At 69.7% G+C, this 15776-nt stretch carries 18 protein-coding genes; 8 read left to right on the top strand and 10 right to left on the bottom strand.

Going from position 1 to position 15776, the window contains the following annotated elements:
- Positions 1–3 precede the first annotated feature (3 nt).
- The 4 genes from P7B02_RS07765 (at position 4) to P7B02_RS07750 (ending at position 3581) form a co-directional block, all read left to right on the top strand.
- On the top strand, positions 4–882 hold the full coding sequence (locus P7B02_RS07765; protein ID WP_277785751.1) for an isoaspartyl peptidase/L-asparaginase family protein: 879 nt from the start codon (positions 4–6) through the stop codon (positions 880–882).
- Between the two features lie 180 nt (positions 883–1062).
- On the top strand, positions 1063–2235 hold the full coding sequence (gene rlmN, locus P7B02_RS07760) for a 23S rRNA (adenine(2503)-C(2))-methyltransferase RlmN (protein WP_277785750.1): 1173 nt from the start codon (positions 1063–1065) through the stop codon (positions 2233–2235).
- Positions 2236–2305: 70 nt separating this feature from the next.
- Positions 2306–2734, top strand: a complete 429-nt coding sequence (locus tag P7B02_RS07755) for a DUF350 domain-containing protein (protein ID WP_277785749.1) — start codon at positions 2306–2308, stop codon at positions 2732–2734.
- A 16-nt stretch (positions 2735–2750) separates the two neighbouring features.
- The gene (locus tag P7B02_RS07750) at positions 2751–3581 is read left to right on the top strand and encodes a S1 family peptidase (RefSeq protein ID WP_277785748.1); all 831 of its coding nucleotides are present in this window, start codon (positions 2751–2753) and stop codon (positions 3579–3581) included.
- Between the two features lie 11 nt (positions 3582–3592).
- Here P7B02_RS07750 and P7B02_RS07745 read toward each other — a convergent pair whose 3' ends face one another.
- Both P7B02_RS07745 and P7B02_RS07740 read right to left on the bottom strand, forming a co-directional pair.
- Positions 3593–5269 carry an AmpG family muropeptide MFS transporter gene (locus P7B02_RS07745; RefSeq protein WP_277785747.1) on the bottom strand — a complete coding sequence of 559 codons (1677 nt, stop codon included), beginning with the start codon at positions 5267–5269 and terminating at the stop codon, positions 3593–3595.
- 35 nt (positions 5270–5304) lie between these two features.
- Positions 5305–6834, bottom strand: a complete 1530-nt coding sequence (locus P7B02_RS07740; protein ID WP_277785746.1) for a response regulator — start codon at positions 6832–6834, stop codon at positions 5305–5307.
- Between the two features lie 156 nt (positions 6835–6990).
- On the opposite strand from P7B02_RS07740, the gene P7B02_RS07735 reads away from it, so the two are divergent.
- Positions 6991–7434, top strand: a complete 444-nt coding sequence (locus P7B02_RS07735; RefSeq protein WP_277785745.1) for a nuclear transport factor 2 family protein — start codon at positions 6991–6993, stop codon at positions 7432–7434.
- A gap of 4 nt (positions 7435–7438) precedes the next feature.
- On the opposite strand, the gene P7B02_RS07730 is transcribed toward P7B02_RS07735, so the two are convergent.
- From P7B02_RS07730 to rdgB, 7 genes are all read right to left on the bottom strand, one after another.
- Positions 7439–7738, bottom strand: coding sequence for a hypothetical protein (locus P7B02_RS07730; protein ID WP_277785744.1), 300 nt, complete (start codon positions 7736–7738; stop codon positions 7439–7441).
- A 548-nt stretch (positions 7739–8286) separates the two neighbouring features.
- Entirely contained in the window at positions 8287–9231 is a 945-nt protein-coding gene (gene gshB, locus P7B02_RS07725) for a glutathione synthase (RefSeq protein ID WP_277785743.1), read from the bottom strand.
- 54 nt (positions 9232–9285) lie between these two features.
- Positions 9286–10101 (bottom strand): SirB1 family protein, encoded by an 816-nt coding sequence (locus P7B02_RS07720; protein WP_277785742.1) that lies wholly within the window; start codon positions 10099–10101, stop codon positions 9286–9288.
- Positions 10102–10124: 23 nt separating this feature from the next.
- The gene (locus tag P7B02_RS07715; protein WP_277785741.1) at positions 10125–10499 is read right to left on the bottom strand and encodes a YraN family protein; all 375 of its coding nucleotides are present in this window, start codon (positions 10497–10499) and stop codon (positions 10125–10127) included.
- Between the two features lies 1 nt (position 10500).
- Positions 10501–11370 (bottom strand): 16S rRNA (cytidine(1402)-2'-O)-methyltransferase, encoded by an 870-nt coding sequence (rsmI, locus tag P7B02_RS07710; RefSeq protein WP_277785740.1) that lies wholly within the window; start codon positions 11368–11370, stop codon positions 10501–10503.
- Positions 11371–11408: 38 nt separating this feature from the next.
- Positions 11409–12551, bottom strand: a complete 1143-nt coding sequence (hemW, locus tag P7B02_RS07705) for a radical SAM family heme chaperone HemW (protein WP_277785739.1) — start codon at positions 12549–12551, stop codon at positions 11409–11411.
- Positions 12548–13150 carry an RdgB/HAM1 family non-canonical purine NTP pyrophosphatase gene (gene rdgB / locus P7B02_RS07700; protein ID WP_277785738.1) on the bottom strand — a complete coding sequence of 201 codons (603 nt, stop codon included), beginning with the start codon at positions 13148–13150 and terminating at the stop codon, positions 12548–12550. Before rdgB ends, hemW begins: the two co-directional genes overlap by 4 nt.
- 23 nt (positions 13151–13173) lie before the next feature.
- On the opposite strand from rdgB, the gene P7B02_RS07695 reads away from it, so the two are divergent.
- The 3 genes from P7B02_RS07695 to P7B02_RS07685 all read left to right on the top strand — a co-directional run bounded on the left by P7B02_RS07695 (position 13174) and on the right by P7B02_RS07685 (position 15000).
- Positions 13174–13761, top strand: a complete 588-nt coding sequence (locus P7B02_RS07695) for a glutathione S-transferase N-terminal domain-containing protein (RefSeq protein WP_277785737.1) — start codon at positions 13174–13176, stop codon at positions 13759–13761.
- Between the two features lie 426 nt (positions 13762–14187).
- Positions 14188–14721 carry a DUF2975 domain-containing protein gene (locus P7B02_RS07690; RefSeq protein WP_277785736.1) on the top strand — a complete coding sequence of 178 codons (534 nt, stop codon included), beginning with the start codon at positions 14188–14190 and terminating at the stop codon, positions 14719–14721.
- A gap of 24 nt (positions 14722–14745) precedes the next feature.
- A complete protein-coding gene (locus P7B02_RS07685) occupies positions 14746–15000 on the top strand; it encodes a helix-turn-helix domain-containing protein (protein WP_277785735.1) in 255 nt (84 codons plus the stop codon).
- Positions 15001–15006: 6 nt separating this feature from the next.
- On the opposite strand, the gene P7B02_RS07680 is transcribed toward P7B02_RS07685, so the two are convergent.
- Positions 15007–15723, bottom strand: a complete 717-nt coding sequence (locus tag P7B02_RS07680) for a CPBP family intramembrane glutamic endopeptidase, BDIM_20840 family (RefSeq protein ID WP_277785734.1) — start codon at positions 15721–15723, stop codon at positions 15007–15009.
- Between the last annotated feature and the right edge of the window lie 53 nt (positions 15724–15776).

Raw genomic sequence — 15776 nt, 5'->3', positions numbered from 1 at the left:
CCAATGTCGAACAAATGTTTGATTCTGGCGCTGCACGGCGGCGCGGGCGCCAAGCCGGGGCGGAGCTACGATCGCGAGATCGCCCACATGCGGGGACTGGTCGAAGAGGCGCGCGACGCCCTGCGCGCCGGGGCCACGGCCCTGGACGTCGCCACCGCGACGGTGGTCGCCCTGGAGGCCTCGGGCCTCTATGTGGCCGGGCGGGGCGCCTCGCCGAACCTGGCCGGGGAATATGAGCTCGACGCCTGCATCATGGACGGGCTGAGCGGCAAGGCCGGCTCGGTGGCCGCCCTGCAGGGCTTCAAGAGCCCGATCACCGCCGCCCGGGCGGTCATGGAGCGGACGCCGCACGTGATGCTGGCCGGCTCCGGCGCGGGACGCTTCGCCGCCGAACAGGGGCTGGAGGCCATCGACGACCCCAAGGCCTGGTTCACCCATGCCGGCCAGTTCGAGGCCAACCACGCCCCCGGCGCCCTGGCCCACGGCACGGTGGGCTGCGTGGTGCGTGACGGGGAGGGCCGCCTGGCCGCCGCCACCTCCACCGCCGGGGTGTTCAACAAGATGCCCGGCCGGGTGGGCGACAGCCCGATCCCCGCCGCCGGGGCCTGGGCTGACGGAAACGTGGCGGTCTCCTGCACGGGGCAGGGCGAGTATTTCATCCGCCTGGCCGCCGCCGCCCAGATCGGCTTCCGGGTGAAGTTCGCGGGCCAGTCCGTGGAAGAGGCGGCCAAGGCGGTGATCGCCGAACTGGCCGCTCTCGGCGGCGACGGCGGCCTGATCGCCGTGGGCGCGGACGGCTCGGTGGCCACGCCGTTCCACTCGCAGGGCCTGAAGCGGGCGACCCTGACCCCCGACGGGACGATCAGCGCGGCGGCGTTCTGAAAATCCGCCCCATTCGGGGGAGGGGGACCGCGAAGCGGTGGAGGGGGTTTTCTGCTCAGCAAGCCCCCTCCGGCCCTTGGGCCACCTCCCCCAAGGGGGGAGGATTTAGGGTCGCAGGGGCCTGTTTTTGCGGGATTAACGCCCATCTGCTATAAGCCGGCCCTCAATCTGGATTTTCCCGTGACCATCACCCTCGACCTCGCCCGACCGGCGCGCGCCGATGCGCCCTCGCTTCCGCAGAACCTGTCCGGTCTGACCCGGGCGGAGCTGACGGCCGCCCTGGTCGACAGCGGCGTTGTCGAGCCGGCCAAGGCCCGCATGCGCACCACCCAGCTGTGGCGCTGGATGCACCATCGCGGGGTCACCGACTTCGCCCAGATGAGCGACGTGGCCAAAGACCTGCGCGCCGCCTTGGCCGAGCGCTTCGTGATCTCGCGCCCCGAGGTGGTCGAGCGCCAGGTGTCCAAGGACGGCACCCGCAAGTGGCTGATCCGCATGGCCCCGGGGGTCGAGGTGGAGACCGTCTACATCCCCGACGTGGGCCGGGCCGGCGCCCTGTGCGTCTCCAGCCAGGTCGGCTGCACGCTGAACTGCACCTTCTGCCACACGGGCACCCAGCCCCTGGTGCGCAACCTCACCGCGGCCGAGATCGTCGCCCAGGTTCAGGTGGCCAAGGACGACCTGGAGGAGTGGCCGAGCGACCGCGAGGAGCGCCGCCTGTCCAACATCGTCTTCATGGGCATGGGCGAGCCGCTCTACAATCTGGACGCCGTCTCCGCCGCCATCGACATCATCAGCGACGACGAGGGCATCGCCATCTCGCGCCGCCGGATCACGGTCTCGACCTCGGGCGTGGTGCCGCAGCTCACCGCCCTGGGCGACAAGACCGGCGCCATGCTGGCCATCAGCCTGCACGCCACCAATGACGAGCTGCGCGACAAGCTGGTGCCGCTGAACAAGAAGTACCCGATCAAGGCGCTGATGGACGGCATCCGCGCCTATCCGGGCATCTCCAACGCCCGCCGGGTGACCTTCGAGTACGTGATGCTCAAGGGCGTCAATGACAGCCCGGCCGAGGCCAAGGCCCTGGTCCAGCTGCTCAAGGGCATGCCGGCCAAGATCAACCTGATCCCGTTCAACCCGTGGCCGGGCAGCCCCTATGAGTGCTCCGACTGGGGCACGATCGAAAAGTTCGCCGCGGTCATCAACCGCGCGGGCTACGCCTCGCCGATCCGCACGCCGCGTGGGCGGGACATTCTGGCCGCCTGCGGCCAGCTGAAGTCCGAGAGCGAGAAGATCCGCGCCAGCGCCCGCCGCAAGGCGGTTGAAGAGACCGTCGTCGCGGCTGAATAATTTGCGTCATCGCTTCGAAGCGCCGCCATGTTAACGGTGCGGTCAGCGTCGTTCGGGGATTGTCGCTTTCATGCCGCCAGAACTTCAGTCGCCTGAGATCCAGGCCTTCGCCACGGGCTTTCCGACCACCCTGCTGCACGCGGGGACGACGATCGCCATCCTGCTGCTGGGCACGGTGCTCTACGCCCTGCTGACGCCCCACCGCGAGGTCAAGCTGATCCGCGAGGGCAACGCCGCCGCCGCCCTGTCCCTGGGCGGGGTGATGGTCGGTCTGGCCATTCCGCTGGCCGTTTCCCTGCGGGCCTCCAGCACCCTGATCGACATCGGCATCTGGGGGGCGGCGACGACCATCGTCCAGCTGTTCGTCTTCCGCATCACCGACATGGTGCTGAAAGGCCTGCCCCAGCGCATCCAGGAGGGGGAGGTGGCCGCCGCCGCCCTGCTGGTCGGCGCCAAGATCGCCACCGCCCTGATCCTCGCCGCCGCCGTGGCCGGCTGAGCGGCCTGCGCGGCCCATGCACTTTCCCCGTCTTCCCGACTGGCTGGTCTATGCCGCGGTGGTCTGCGCCCTGCTGATCGCCGCTGTCGGCCGGCAGGAGCGCGCCGACGCTCCGCCGCCGCCGCCGCCGGTGGAGGGTGAAGAGGGGCTGCCTCTGGGGCCGGCTTCACCCTTCGATCCCGAGATCGTGGTCGATGCGCCCTTCGCACCGCAACAGGGGTCGGGCACCGCCTTCTCCGTGGATGACGGCGGGACCTGGCTGACGGCCCGCCATGTGGTCGACGGCTGCCGCCAAGCCGCCATTGTGGTCGCCGACGGACGCGGCGTCGCCGCCCGCATCCGTATTGATCCCAAGGCCGATGTGGCCGTCCTGCAGACCGAGGGCGGTTCCGGCGCCCTGCCGCTGGGTCTGGATCGACCCCTGCGCCGGGGCGACCGCGCCTTCCACCCCGGCTTCCCGCAAGGGCAGCCGGGCGAGGCGGCTTCACGTCTGCTGGGCCGGGAGCGTCTGGTGGTGCGCGGACGCGGCGCGCGGACCGAACCCGTCTTGGTCTGGGCCGAGGTCGGCCGCACCGACACCCTCAAGGGCACGTTGGCGGGTCTGTCCGGCGCGCCCGCGCTCGACAACGCCGGCCGGGTCATCGGCGTGACGGTGGCCGAGGCTCCCCGTCGCGGCCGCATCTACACCACGGCGCCGGAGACGGTGGTGGAGAGCCTGAAGCTGGCGCGTGGCCGCCGCGGCGGTCTGGCCATGGGCGAGCCGATCACCGTCGACAACTATGGCCGTGTGGCCGACAGCCTGCGCCGCGACCTGCGCGTGGCCCAGGTGGTGTGCCTCGCTAACTAGGGCGGGGCGAACTAGGCTTCGGTCGGTTTGGGCTGGCGGACCGCCACCATCAGGCACAGCACGATCGCCACGATGCCGATCAGCGCCGAGTAGATGAAGAAGGTCGTGTAGCCCACGCCCATGGCGGCGGGGCTGACCCCCAGCTTGGCCCCGGCGGACACGTAGCTTTCCGGGGTCAGGCCGCTGAACATGCCCTTCATGGCGCCGAGCAGGCCGCCGGCCTCCGCCGATTTCGCCGCCCATTCCACCAGCCGCCCTGACTGCGAGGCGATCAGCTTGCCGGGCAGGGCGTAGAGCGAGGTGAACATGGCGTACTGGGTGGCGGTGAAGCCGCTGGTCGTCAGGCTGGACATGTAGACGATCAGGGCCGTGCCAGCGACGCCGCCGGCCAGGTTGTCCAGGCAGATGGCGATGAACAGGGCCGGGATCGAATGCCCCTGGGCCGCCAGCCAGATGAAGATCAGATTGCTGATCGGCCCGGCGAAGGCGCCGATGATCAGCACGCGCATGATGCTCAGCCGCGCCACCAGCAGGCCGCCCAGGGCGACCCCGAGCATGGAGGCGATGATGCCGAACACCTTCCGCACCTCGGCGATCTCGGTGAGGGTGAAGCCCAGGTCGCGGTAGAACGGGTTCATGATGTTGAGGACGAAATCCGCCACCCGATAGAGGCAGATGGTCGCCAGGATCAGGCCCGCCACGCCCTGATAGCGGCGCATGAACTCGCCCAACGGCGCGCCCAGGGCGGTGGACAGATAGACCCCCGGCTTGGTGCGGACCCTGGGGATCGGCCAGGCCGCCGCGACGACGATGACGAGGCCGGCGAGGACGCCGCCCAACTGGAGCCAGACGCCGGACTGCTTGTCGCTCCAGGCGTCCGCCAGGGCTTCGCCGCCCACGATCTGCGACAGCAGGCTGGCGTCCCCCGCCAGGCCGGAGCCCAGCAGCAGGGCGCCGGTCAGCAGGATCGCCAGGCGGAGCACCCATTCGGCGGCCTGGGAGAGGCCGGACTGCTTCACGTCGCCGGTGGGGATGGGCCGGATGTCGTGAGAGGCTTCGCGCGGGGCCAGCAGCGTGGCCGCCAGGCCCACCACCATGACGGCGGCCATGATGGCGTAGGAGATGTTCCAGCCGAAGCTCTCGGCCAGCAGAAGCGGCACCGCCCCGGCGGCCACCATGGCCCCGCGGAAGCCCCACTGCACCGCCGCGGCCAGGGGTCCCTGGCCTTCCTCGCCCGCCACCTCGATCCGCCAGGCGTCGATGACGATGTCGTGGGTGGCGGTGAAGAAGCCAACCGCCACGGCGACGATCGCCATCAGGCCGAGATTGCGGGCCGGATCCAGGCCCGAGACCAGCCACAGGCCGAGCATGATCAGAAGCTGGCAGACGAGCATCCACGACCGGCGATGCCCGAGCAGCTTGGTCAGGCCGGGGATCGTCGCCCGGTCGATCAGGGGCGCCCACAGGAATTTGAACGAGAAGGACAGGGTCGCCAGGCTGAAAAAGCCGATCACCGCCAGGGACAGGCCGGAATCGCGCAGCCACACCGACAAGGTGTCGAAGATCAGCATATAGGGCAGGCCCGCCGCGAAGCCGAGGCCCAGCATCGCCAGGCTCCGCCGCTCACGGAAGATGGCCAGCGCCTGAAGCAGGCTGCGCTTGGGCTTGGTCCCGGTCGTCTCGCTCATCGCGTCCCCCTGGCGGAGGGCGCGTCGCCCCCTTCTCAGGAGGCGAACTTGGCGCGAGCCGGGGTCTGCGTCCAGCCGCCCGAAACGCAGCGGGCCAGGACCCCGCGCATGGCGTCGGCGCTGATCGGCTTGACCAGGAAATCGTCCATGCCCGCCGACAGGCATTCGCGGCGGTCGTCCTCGAAGGCGTCTGCAGTCAGGGCGACCACGGGGGTCGTCACGCCGCGCGCGCGCAGGATCCTGGTGGCCTCGACGCCGCCCAGATCGGGCATGCGGCGATCCATCAGGATCAGGTCATAGGCGCCGGCCGCAAGGGCGGCGAGGGCCTCCTGGCCGCTGGCCACGCGGTCCACCCGGCAACCCTCGCGCTCCAGCAGGGCGCGGGCCAGCAGGGCGTTGATGGGATTGTCCTCCGCCAGCAGGACGCGCAGACCCGGCGCGGCGGCGGCGGCGATCCGCTCGTCGTCGGCGGCGCGGACCACGGTCTCCGGCGCGGCCGCCCCCTGGAAGGTGTCGCGAGCGGCCAGAACCCGGTCGGCCAGGGACGCCCGGCGCAGCGGCTTGATCAGATAGCCCAGGAAGCCGTCGGCCCGCAGGCGGTCGATGCGGCCCCGCTCCTCAGCGCGCAGCAACACGACGCAGGCGCGGTCGGCCGGCGGCCGGAAGGCCTTCTTGCCCTCGGACAGGGCGACGTCGATCAGGATCACCGCCTCGGTCGGGGCGGCGCGCAGCACGGAGTCCACGTCATAGCCGACGACCGCGCGGCCCCCGCTGGCGGCGATCTGCTGGGCGGCGGCTTCGCGGACGATGGCGTTGGGCGAGGCGACGGCCACGGTCATGCCCTTCAGCGCCGTCTCGACGGAGGTCGTCTCCACGGGGGGCAGGGGCGCCTCGAACCAGAAGTCGGCGCCGTTGCCTTCTTCACCCTCGACGCCCGCGGCCCCGTCCATGGCGTCGGCCAGGCGGCGGACGATGGCCAGACCCAGGCCAGTGCCGCCCGGATGGCCGGCGGTCTCGGCCTGGACGAAGGGCTGGAAGATCTTCTCGCGGGCGGAGGCGGGAACGCCAGGTCCCGTGTCGGAGACGGTGAAACGCAGACGGCCCTCGCCGGCCGGCTCGGCCGACAGCAGGACGCCGCCATTGAAGGTGAACTTCACGCCGTTGCCCACGAAGTTCAGCAGGACCTGGCGCAGGCGGCCCTCGTCGGCCATCACCTCGCCGACGCCAGGGGCGGCGGCCCAGCCGATCTCGATGCCCTTTTCGTCGGCGCGCGGGCTCATCAGCTCGCAGACCTGGCGCAGCAGGGTCTCCACATGCACCGGGGCCGGATGCAGCTCCACCCGGCCCTCACCCAGGCGCGCGAAGTCGAGCAGATCGTTGACCAGGGACAGCAAGTGATCGCCGCTGTCGCGCAGGGCGGCCACATAGGACCGCTGCTCCGCTGTCAGACGCGTGCCCTCCAGCAGCCGCGCGACGCCCAGCACGCCGTTGAGGGGCGTGCGGAATTCATGGCTCAGGGTGGCCAGTTGTTCGGGCGTGACGCTCTTGGGCGGGGTCCGGTTCATCCGCGCACCATAAGGGCCGGCCTCTTAACGGGCCGTATGGGCCACGCTTGTTTCAGAATGTCGCAGGCGCCCGGCGGCGAACATTACAGAACGTTGTTTTGGAAGCGTGAGCTTTGGGCTGTAAGCACCGCGCCGAAACGGACGTGGAGATTGACCATGAAGGTGCTTCTGGCCGCGGGGGCGGGTCTGGTGTCGATGACGGGCGCGGCCTTCGCCGCTGCGCCCGACAAGGTCGATCCCGCCATCCTGGCGCCGCTGGAGAGCTATCTGGAAGGCCATCGCACCGGCAGCCGTGAGGCTTTCGCGCGCGCCTTCCATCCGGAGGCGGAGCTGTTCGGCATCCGCAACGGCCAGGTGTTCCGCGAGACGGCCGCCGCCTATGCGGTGCGCGCCGGCTCGGGCCGCGCCTCGGCGGACGAGGCCCAACGCAAGCGCTGGATCGAAAGCATCGATGTGGTCGGCGGGGCGGGCGTGGCGAAGATCGTCCTCGACTATCCGACCGTCCGCTACACCGACTACATGTCCCTGCTGCAGGTCGACGGTCGCTGGCTGATCGTCAACAAGACCTTCATGGGCGAGGCCAAGACTCCAGCCAAGTAGGGGGTCAGGCGGTGGGCTCCAGGGTCCCCACGCGGCGATAGACCACGGCCTCGGCCACATGGACGCGCCGGACCTGGTCCGACCCATCCAGGTCGGCGGTGGCCCGCGCCAGGCGCAGAGTTCGGGTCCAACCCCGCGCGGTCAGGCCGGCAGCTTCGGCGGCGCGGGTCAGAAGCGTATGGCCAGTCTGGTCCATGGCCGCGGCCTCCTCAAGAAAACGTCCCTCGGCGCGGGCGTTCAGCGTCGCCGCGCCGGGACCGGCCTTGGCGGCGCGTTCCACCTGAAAACGGCGCGCCTTCGCCACGCGGGCGGAAGTTATCCACAGGTGATAACGGACGTTCGGGTCGGATCGCGAACAGATGGGGAACCAAGAAAGAAAATGAAGGCGATCAGTCATCTAGCCTTCACACTTAAACTGGCGCCGCTTCCTCCGGCGCCACCATGAGCGGCATATGGGCCATCCCCACGAGGCTCACGGCAGGCGCATCGCCGTCCTTCATGAAGGCATAGGACTCGCCGCCCCAATGGAAGACGACCTCGGACCCCCGGGCGCGACCTCTGCGGCCAAACGCATGGCGTCCTCGAACGAGAAGGCCGGCGCGCCGAAATCCACGAACGCGCCGTCAGGTCCGGCGTGCATCGTCAGGCCGCCGACCTTGATGACGGCGAGGCCCGGCGACGCCTGGAGGGAGATGAAGTCGCCAAGAACGACGGAAGCCGTTCCTGAACGCGTGGCTTTTCACCGAGAGCGGCATGAACTGGAGAAGTCGAACCAGGACAATTTCACCCACAACAGCAGTGGGCGAAGTGTCACCCTTCACATATGAAGCATAGTCGGGGCGACGCTGTTGGTCAAATCGCCAGGGCTTCGATCCGTTCGAACAGGGCGGCGGTGGCGTCGATCCCGGTGAAGCGCTTCAGTTGCTGGGCGCCGGTGGGGGAGGTGACGTTGATCTCGGTCATGTAGTCGCCGATCACGTCGATGCCGACGAACAGCAGGCCGCGCGCCTTCAACTCCGGCCCGATGATGGCGCACAGTTCCTTGTCGCGGGCGGTCAGCTCGAACGGGTGAGCCGTGCCGCCCCGGGCGAGGTTGGAGCGCACCTGGCCCTCGGCCGGGACGCGGTTGATGCCGCCCACGGGCTCGCCGTCGATCAGCAGGATGCGCTTGTCGCCCTTGCTCACCGCCGGGACGAACTTCTGGATCACCACCTGGTCGCGGCTGGCCATGCCATGCAGCTCCAGCAGGGCGTCGAGGTTGGGATCATCGGGGCGCAGGCGGACCACGCCCAGGCCGCCCAGGCCGTGCAGCGGCTTCAGCACCACGTCGCCGTGACGGGCGCGGAAGTCGTAGATCGACTCGCGGTCGCTGGTGATCAGGGTCGGCGGCTGAACGCCGGGGAAGGTGGTGACGAACAGCTTCTCGGGGGCGTTGCGCACCTCGACCGGATTGTTGACCACGAGGGTCTTGGGATGCACGCGCTCCAGCATGTGGGTGGCGGTGATGTAGTGCATGTCGAAGGGCGGATCCTGGCGCATCAGGATCACGTCCACGTCCTCGGCGAGATCGAGGACCTCCACGGGCCCCAGCTTGGCGTGCTCGCCCTGGGCTGTCTTCACCTCGAGCTTCTGGGCGCGGGCGAACACCCGGCCGTCCTCCAGGCTGAGCCGGTCGGGGGTGTAGAACCAGAGCGAGTGGCCGCGCTCCTGCGCCGTCAACATCATCAGGAAAGTGGTGTCGGACTCGATGTTGACCCCATGGATGGGGTCCATCTGGACGGCGACGCGCAGGGACATGACGGCTCCTCAATCGACCTTGGCCGATCAGATAGGCGTTGCCGCCGCAAAAGCCTAGTTCAGCCGCATCCGGACGCGTTCGCGCTGGGCGCGGGCGGCGAGGGCGGCGCCGCCGTCGAGGAACTGCGCCTGGGCCAGGGCCTGCAGCGCGCCGGCCAGGGCCCCTTGGCCCTCGCGGGCGGCGGCCACGTCCAGCCAGGGCCTGTGGTCGGTGGGGTCGAGCAGGGCGCGGCGCAAGGCGGAGCGCTCGGCCCGCGCCCAGTCGCCCGCCGCCTGGGCGCGGGCGAAGATGTTGTTCTGCAGGCGGATCAAAACGTTGCGGTCGGGGGCCGGGGCCATCAGCACGTCCAGCTTGGCGGCCACGTCCGGCGTCAGCCCGGTGCGCAGGGCGCGGCGGGTCAGCTCCGACGGCAGGACCACGCGGCCCTCGCTGAACGGATCCAGGGCCAGCGGCCCTTCCTCGGTCTCGATGCGCAGCAGGAAGTGGCCGGGGAAGTCGACGCCCTGGACGTTCAGTCCCGTCTTGCGGGCGGCGTGCAGGTAGAAGATGCCCAGCGCCACGGGCAGGCCCTTGCGGCGGTCGGCCACCGAAATGATGTCGGCGTTGTCGGGGTTGTCGTAGGTGATCAGGTCGCCGGACAGACGCAGGTCACCAGAGAGGGCCTCCGCGATGGCCTCCTCCGGGCTTTCGAGCTCCAGGCGCTCCCGGACGCGGATCACCGCCTCTTCAGCCAGGTTGCGGGCGATCTGCGGGTCGCGGGACGGATCGTCATGCACGGCGCAGGCGAGCGCCGCCTCGAACAACGGAAAATCCGCGTCCCCGGCGCGCCCGGCGGCGTTCAGCAGCTCTTCCGCTTCCTGGCGGTCCAAAACGATCCCCCTCCGGCCAGTCTCTACGCGCCGGCCCAAGCGTCGGGAATATGACGCGGTGCGCGGCCGGGCGCGAGAGCGATCAGATCCAGGCGGACCGCGACATTACTCAATGCGGGCCGCATCGCGGCTATATGAGCGCCCGCGCGCCGCAGGCGTTCCCGCTGATCCGTCCGCACCGCCTCCAGCGCTTCTTCGAGGGTGCGGCGCTGTTGGACCTCCACCACCGACAGGAGCTTGCCGCGCAAGGCCAGCAGGTCGATCTTCGCCATGGGGGTGGCCAGGCGGAATCCGAGGATGCGATAGCCCTTGAGCATCAGCCACGCCGCCGCCCGGGCCTCGCCCCGACGGCCGCAAAGCCTCGCGGCCGCGCCGCGTGCGGAGCGGACCTGGCTCATCTCAGGCGCCCTTCAGGTCGAGGGCGCGGCGATAGAGTTCGCGGCGGGGCAGGCCCAGGGCCTTGGCCACTTCCGAAGCGGCGTCGGCCGGGCCCATGCGGGTCAGGGCCTCGGCCAGGGCGGTGTCGGCGTCCTCCGCCGTGGCGGCCTTCTCCTCGCCGGGGCCGACCAGGACGACGATCTCTCCCTTGGGACTGTCCAGCTTCGGATCGGCGGCCAGTTCGGCCAGGGTCCCGCGGATGCAGGTCTCGTGCAGCTTGGTGATCTCGCGGGCCACGGCGGCTGGGCGGTCGCCGCCGAACACGGCGGCCATGTCGGCCAGACTGTCGGCCAGGCGTGGACCGCTCTCGTAGAAGATCAGGGTCGCCCGCACCGGGGCGAACTCGCTGAGGAAGGTGCGCCGCGCCGCGCTCTTGGGCGGAGCGAAGCCGGCGAACAGGAAGCGGTCGGTGGGCAGGCCGCCCAGGGTCAGGGCCGCCAGGGCCGCCGATGCGCCAGGGATCGGATAGACCTGATGGCCGGCCTCGACCACCTCCTTGACCAGCCGATAGCCGGGGTCGGAGACCAGGGGGGTGCCGGCGTCCGACACCAGGGCCACCCGGCCGCCGCCTTCGAGCGCCGCCATGACCTTGGGCCGCGCGCGTTCGGCGGCGTGCTCGTCATAGCGCTCCATGCGCTTGGACAGGTTGTAGGCCGACAGCAGCTTGCCGGTGACCCGGGTGTCCTCGGCCAGCACCAGATCGGCGGCGTTCAGCACGTCCAGGGCCCGCAGGGTGATGTCGCGCAGGTTGCCGATCGGCGTCGCGACCACATAGAGGCCTGGCGCGAGCGGGGCGGTCGACAGGGCGGGCGGGGGCGGGTGCTGAGCCATCGGCCTCCGCATAACAGGTTACGCCGGGACGGCCAAAGTCAGACGATCAGGGCGGCGGTGAGGGAGTCCAGCACCAGGCGGCCCTGGCGGGTGGCGCGCAGGCGCGCCCGGTCCTCGACCAGCAGCCCTTCGGCGGTCAGGTCGCGGATAATCGTGTGGTCGGGCGTCAGACCAAGGGGCGCGACCTCCTCGAAGCTCACCCCGGCGTCGATGCGCAGGCCCATGAGCAGCCGTTCCTCCGCCGCCTCCAGGGCGGTCAGGGGCTCCGGCTCGAAACCCGTTCCCTCGCGTCCGACCCGTTCGATGTAGTCGCCGATGCGCCGTTCGGCGGCGGTGGCGAGGCGGCCGCCGTTCCGAGTCAGCCGGCCATGGGCGCCGGGTCCGACCCCGGCGTAGTCGTAGCCGCGCCAGTAGGCAAGGTTGTGCCGTGACCGCGCCGCCTCGCCCCGGGCGTGGTTGGAGACCTCATAGGCGTCGAAGCCGGCGGCCTCGAGCACGCTCTGGGTCGTTTCGAACAGGGCGGCGGCCAGGTTCTCGTCGGGCGGAGTGAACCTCCCGCGTCCCACCGCGCGGTCGAAGGCGGTGCCGGCCTCGATGGTCAGCTGGTAGGGCGAGACGTGCTCCGGCCCAAAGTCGAGGGCCTCCTTCAGCTCTTCCACCCATCTCTCCGGCGTCTGGTCGGGGCGGGCGTAGATCATGTCCATGGACAGGCGGGGGAAGGTCGCCGCCGCCTTGCGCGCCGCCCGGCGAGCGGTGTCGGCGTCATGATTGCGGCCCAGAAACGCCAGGGCCGCGTCATTCAACGCCTGCACGCCAAGCGACAGCCTGGTCACGCCGCCCTGGGCGAAGGCCTCGAACCGGTCCGCCTCCGCGTCGGTGGGGTTGGCCTCCAGGCTGATCTCCAGGTCCGGCTCGGCCTCCCACAGGCTCTTCGCGGTCTCGATCACCCGCGCCGCGGCCGCCGGGTCCATCAGGGACGGGGTGCCGCCGCCCAGGAAGATCGAGGTCAGGCGGCGCGGGCCCGTCGCCGCACGCCAGCCTTTGAGGTCGTCGATGATCGCCGCCGCCAGGGCCGCCTGCTCGTCCGTCCGCCCCCGGTCGCGCACGACGTTGAAGTCGCAATAGGGGCAGACCTTCGCGCAATAGGGCCAGTGGACATAGACGGCGAGCGGCAGGCTCAAAACAGGGCGGCTTTCAGCTTTTCAAAGGCGCGGGTGCGGTGGCTGATCGCCTCCTTGGCCGCTTGCTCCATCTCGCCGAAGGTCAGGTCGCGGCCTTCGGGGACGAAGATCGGATCATAGCCGAAACCCTTGTCGCCGCGCGGCGGGAAGACCAGCGTCCCGTCGACGCGGCCCTCGACCACCACGGCCGGGCCGCCGTCCGGCCAACAGACGGCCAGGGCGCTGGTGAACCAGGCGCTGCGGTCCTTCGATCCCGTCTCCTCGATCCGCTCCTCGACCTTTTTCATGGCCAGGGTGAAGTCCTTGGTCGGGCCGGCCCAGCGGGCGGAGAAGATGCCCGGCGCCCCGTCCAGGGCGGTGACCGACAGGCCGGAATCGTCGGCGATGGCGATCAGGCCCGACAGCTCGGCGGCGTGCCGCGCCTTGAGCAGGGCGTTGCCCACGAAGGTGCTTTCCGTCTCGTCCGGCTCGGGCAGGTTCAGCGACCCGGCGGTGACGATCTCGAACCGCCCTTCCAGAAGGGCTGCCAGCTCCTTGGCTTTTCCTGGGTTGTGCGTGGCCGCCACGATCTTAAGTCCGGGGGCGAGGGTCAGGGTCATGGCCGGTCTCCAGGATTGCTTCGATGCAGCTGCTCTACTCGCCCACCTCGCCCTTCGCCCGCAAGGTGCGTGTGGCCATGATCGAACTCGGATTGGAGGACCGCATCCAGCTGGCGGCGGTTGATCCGTGGACCGACGAGACCCTGCGCGGCCAAAACCCCCTGTCGAAAGTGCCTACCCTGGTCACCGGGGACGGGGAGATCATCTTCGACAGCCGAGTGATCTGCGAGCATCTCGACGTCCTGGCCGGCGGTCGGCTGTTTCCCGCAAACGGACCGGAGCGCTGGCGCGCCCTGACCGCCCAGGCCTTGGCCGACGGCATCGGCGATGCGGCCCTGCGCGTGGTGGGTCAGGAGAAGCGGCCGGTCGCCGAGCAGCACGCCGATCAGATCGCCCGCCAGCGCGCGGCCATCCTCGCGGCGCTCGACAGCCTGGAGGACGACGAATTCGACGGGCGTTTCGAGATCGGTGAGATCGCAGTGGCGGCTCAGCTCGGCTATCTCGACTTCCGCAAGGTGCTCGACTGGCGCGAAGGCCGGCCGCACCTGACGGCCTGGTTCGAGCAGGTCAGCAGCCGGCCGTCGATGACGGCGTCCGCGCCCAAGGAGTGAATGCTGCGCTGCATTACAACCTGTTCATAACATTGCGAAGGTTTAATATCGTTTTTCGATATGTTCCTTGATCGTTAGTCGGTGAAATCCTAGGTAGCGCTTCAGAAAACGAGGCCATCACGGCCTCACGAAACGGGACCGTCCCGTTTCATGTTGCGCCGCACAAAGGATGACCGAAATGACCGCCTCCCGTTTCATGAACACTCTCGACCGTCTGTCCATGACGGCCCTCACCGCCGTCCTGCTGTCGGGCCTGCCCCTGTCGGCGGCCATGTTCCTGGTCCGCTCGATCTAAGGCGGTCCACGTCGGCGGACTTTCAAGCCCGCCCGACGCAAGGCATTCTCGCCGTGCGCCCTGGCCTTAGAGGCCGGGCGCGGCGGGTTCCGGGGCGGACCCCGGACGAACGACGCAGGGGGATTTGAGGCATGCGCGCCTTGGGACCGGGCTCGGTATCGAGCTTTCTGAAGATCATCCTCGACGTCGTCTATTTCGCGCTCTGGGCCGGTGTGGCCCTGCTCGCGCTCTGCGCCCTCGGGGCGCTGCTGCTCAGCTTCAATCCCGAACTGCTCAAGGGCATCCACATCAGCGGCGACGACGGCCGTGAAGTGACCGCCAAGGGGCCGCTGCTGGCCGGCGTCCTGGCCGCCGCCGCCCTCTATCTGGGCGGGGTGCTGATCATCGTCGGCCGCCTGCGCCGCATCTTCGTCACCCTCACCGCTGGCGATCCCTTCCATCCCGACAATGTGCGCCGTCTGCGGGTCGTGGGCCTGGTGCTGGGCGGGCTGGAGCTGGGCCGCTACGCCTTCTGGGGCCTGGCCGCTTGGCTGGCGCCCGGCTCCAACCGCATCGACGGCGCGATCAACCTGACCGCCTGGTTCTCGGTGCTGGTGGTGCTGGTGCTGGCCGAAATCTTCCGCGAGGGCGCTCGCCTTCGCCGCGAAGCTGAACTGACCATTTAGAGTTTTCAGGCAGAGCCTCGACCCATGGCCATCCGTGTTCAGCTCGACCGCGTCCTCGCCGAACGGCGCATGTCCCTCACCGAACTCGCCGATCGGGTCGGCGTGACCATCGCCAACCTGTCGATCCTCAAGACCGGCAAGGCGCGGGCCATCCGCTTCTCCACCCTCGACGCCCTGTGCCGCGAGCTGGGCTGCCAGCCCGGAGACCTGGTGGTTTTCGAGCCGGGGCCCGGCGATGACGACGACTTCGAGGAAGAGCTGCAGGGCGGCCTCAGCTAGCCCCGCCTAGAGCAGGTTCATGATCGTGTTGCCGAAGTTGTGCAGCACGATGGGCAGCAAGATGCTCCGCGTCCGCAGCACGATCCACACGGCGATCAGCGACGGCATCGCGGTCAGCGCCATGGTCAGCGGGTCGAACGAGAAGCCGCCGCGCGAGAAGCCGAAGGCATGCGCCAGGCCGAACAGGGCGCAGGACAGGATCGCGCCCCAGCTCCAGTCAACGCCCAGCAGCGTCACGCGGCCGGTGAAGGCGCGGCCCAGGGCCAGAAGCAGCACCCCGCGATAGAAGGCCTCCTCCATCAGGCCCGGCATGGTCATCTGGAAGGCCAGGTTCTCGGTGGTGCTCGGCTCGTTTGGGAACACCAGGGCCAGGGCGAGGAAGAAGCCCATATAGAGCGCCGAGACCAGGAGGGCCGGCTTCACGCTGCCCGGCGCCTGGACCGGCGTCAGGTACGAGGCGCGCCAGCCGAAGGCCGGGGTCGAGGCCACGGCCAGCGTCGCCGCCAGGGCTAGGATCATGCCCTGCCAGTTGCGTTCTCCCAGGGGGATCAGGTTCGGCAGCAGGCCGTAGCCCCGGGTCAGCAGGAAATCGATCAGCAGGACCAGACCCGCCGAGACCAGGAGCCACCGCAGGCTGAACTGGCTGGGACGGGTCGCTCCGATCACCCCGCCCGTCGCGAGGAGCAGGGCGCCGACGCCCAGGATTCCAATGAAACTGTTCACGCGTCTGTCTCCGCAATTGTCATGCGGGGACAGCTAACTTGGCCTTGCGCGCC

This window comes from Caulobacter segnis, assembly GCF_029543125.1.
Classification (GTDB): domain Bacteria; phylum Pseudomonadota; class Alphaproteobacteria; order Caulobacterales; family Caulobacteraceae; genus Caulobacter; species Caulobacter segnis_D.
Note: the sequence above shows the minus strand (reverse complement) of the source record. Positions and strands in the feature narration are given on the sequence as shown.

What these genes read in the sequence shown, in the direction of transcription:
- P7B02_RS07765 (WP_277785751.1), top strand. Translation starts at nt 4, where the DNA reads ATGTCGAACAAATGTTTGATTCTGGCGCTGCACGGCGGCGCGGGCGCC.
- P7B02_RS07755 (WP_277785749.1), top strand. Translation starts at nt 2,306, where the DNA reads ATGCCGCCAGAACTTCAGTCGCCTGAGATCCAGGCCTTCGCCACGGGC.
- P7B02_RS07750 (WP_277785748.1), top strand. Translation starts at nt 2,751, where the DNA reads ATGCACTTTCCCCGTCTTCCCGACTGGCTGGTCTATGCCGCGGTGGTC.
- P7B02_RS07745 (WP_277785747.1), bottom strand. Translation starts at nt 5,269, where the DNA reads ATGAGCGAGACGACCGGGACCAAGCCCAAGCGCAGCCTGCTTCAGGCG.
- P7B02_RS07740 (WP_277785746.1), bottom strand. Translation starts at nt 6,834, where the DNA reads ATGAACCGGACCCCGCCCAAGAGCGTCACGCCCGAACAACTGGCCACC.
- P7B02_RS07735 (WP_277785745.1), top strand. Translation starts at nt 6,991, where the DNA reads ATGAAGGTGCTTCTGGCCGCGGGGGCGGGTCTGGTGTCGATGACGGGC.
- gshB (WP_277785743.1), bottom strand. Translation starts at nt 9,231, where the DNA reads ATGTCCCTGCGCGTCGCCGTCCAGATGGACCCCATCCATGGGGTCAAC.
- P7B02_RS07715 (WP_277785741.1), bottom strand. Translation starts at nt 10,499, where the DNA reads ATGAGCCAGGTCCGCTCCGCACGCGGCGCGGCCGCGAGGCTTTGCGGC.
- rsmI (WP_277785740.1), bottom strand. Translation starts at nt 11,370, where the DNA reads ATGGCTCAGCACCCGCCCCCGCCCGCCCTGTCGACCGCCCCGCTCGCG.
- rdgB (WP_277785738.1), bottom strand. Translation starts at nt 13,150, where the DNA reads ATGACCCTGACCCTCGCCCCCGGACTTAAGATCGTGGCGGCCACGCAC.
- P7B02_RS07695 (WP_277785737.1), top strand. Translation starts at nt 13,174, where the DNA reads ATGCAGCTGCTCTACTCGCCCACCTCGCCCTTCGCCCGCAAGGTGCGT.
- P7B02_RS07690 (WP_277785736.1), top strand. Translation starts at nt 14,188, where the DNA reads ATGCGCGCCTTGGGACCGGGCTCGGTATCGAGCTTTCTGAAGATCATC.
- P7B02_RS07685 (WP_277785735.1), top strand. Translation starts at nt 14,746, where the DNA reads ATGGCCATCCGTGTTCAGCTCGACCGCGTCCTCGCCGAACGGCGCATG.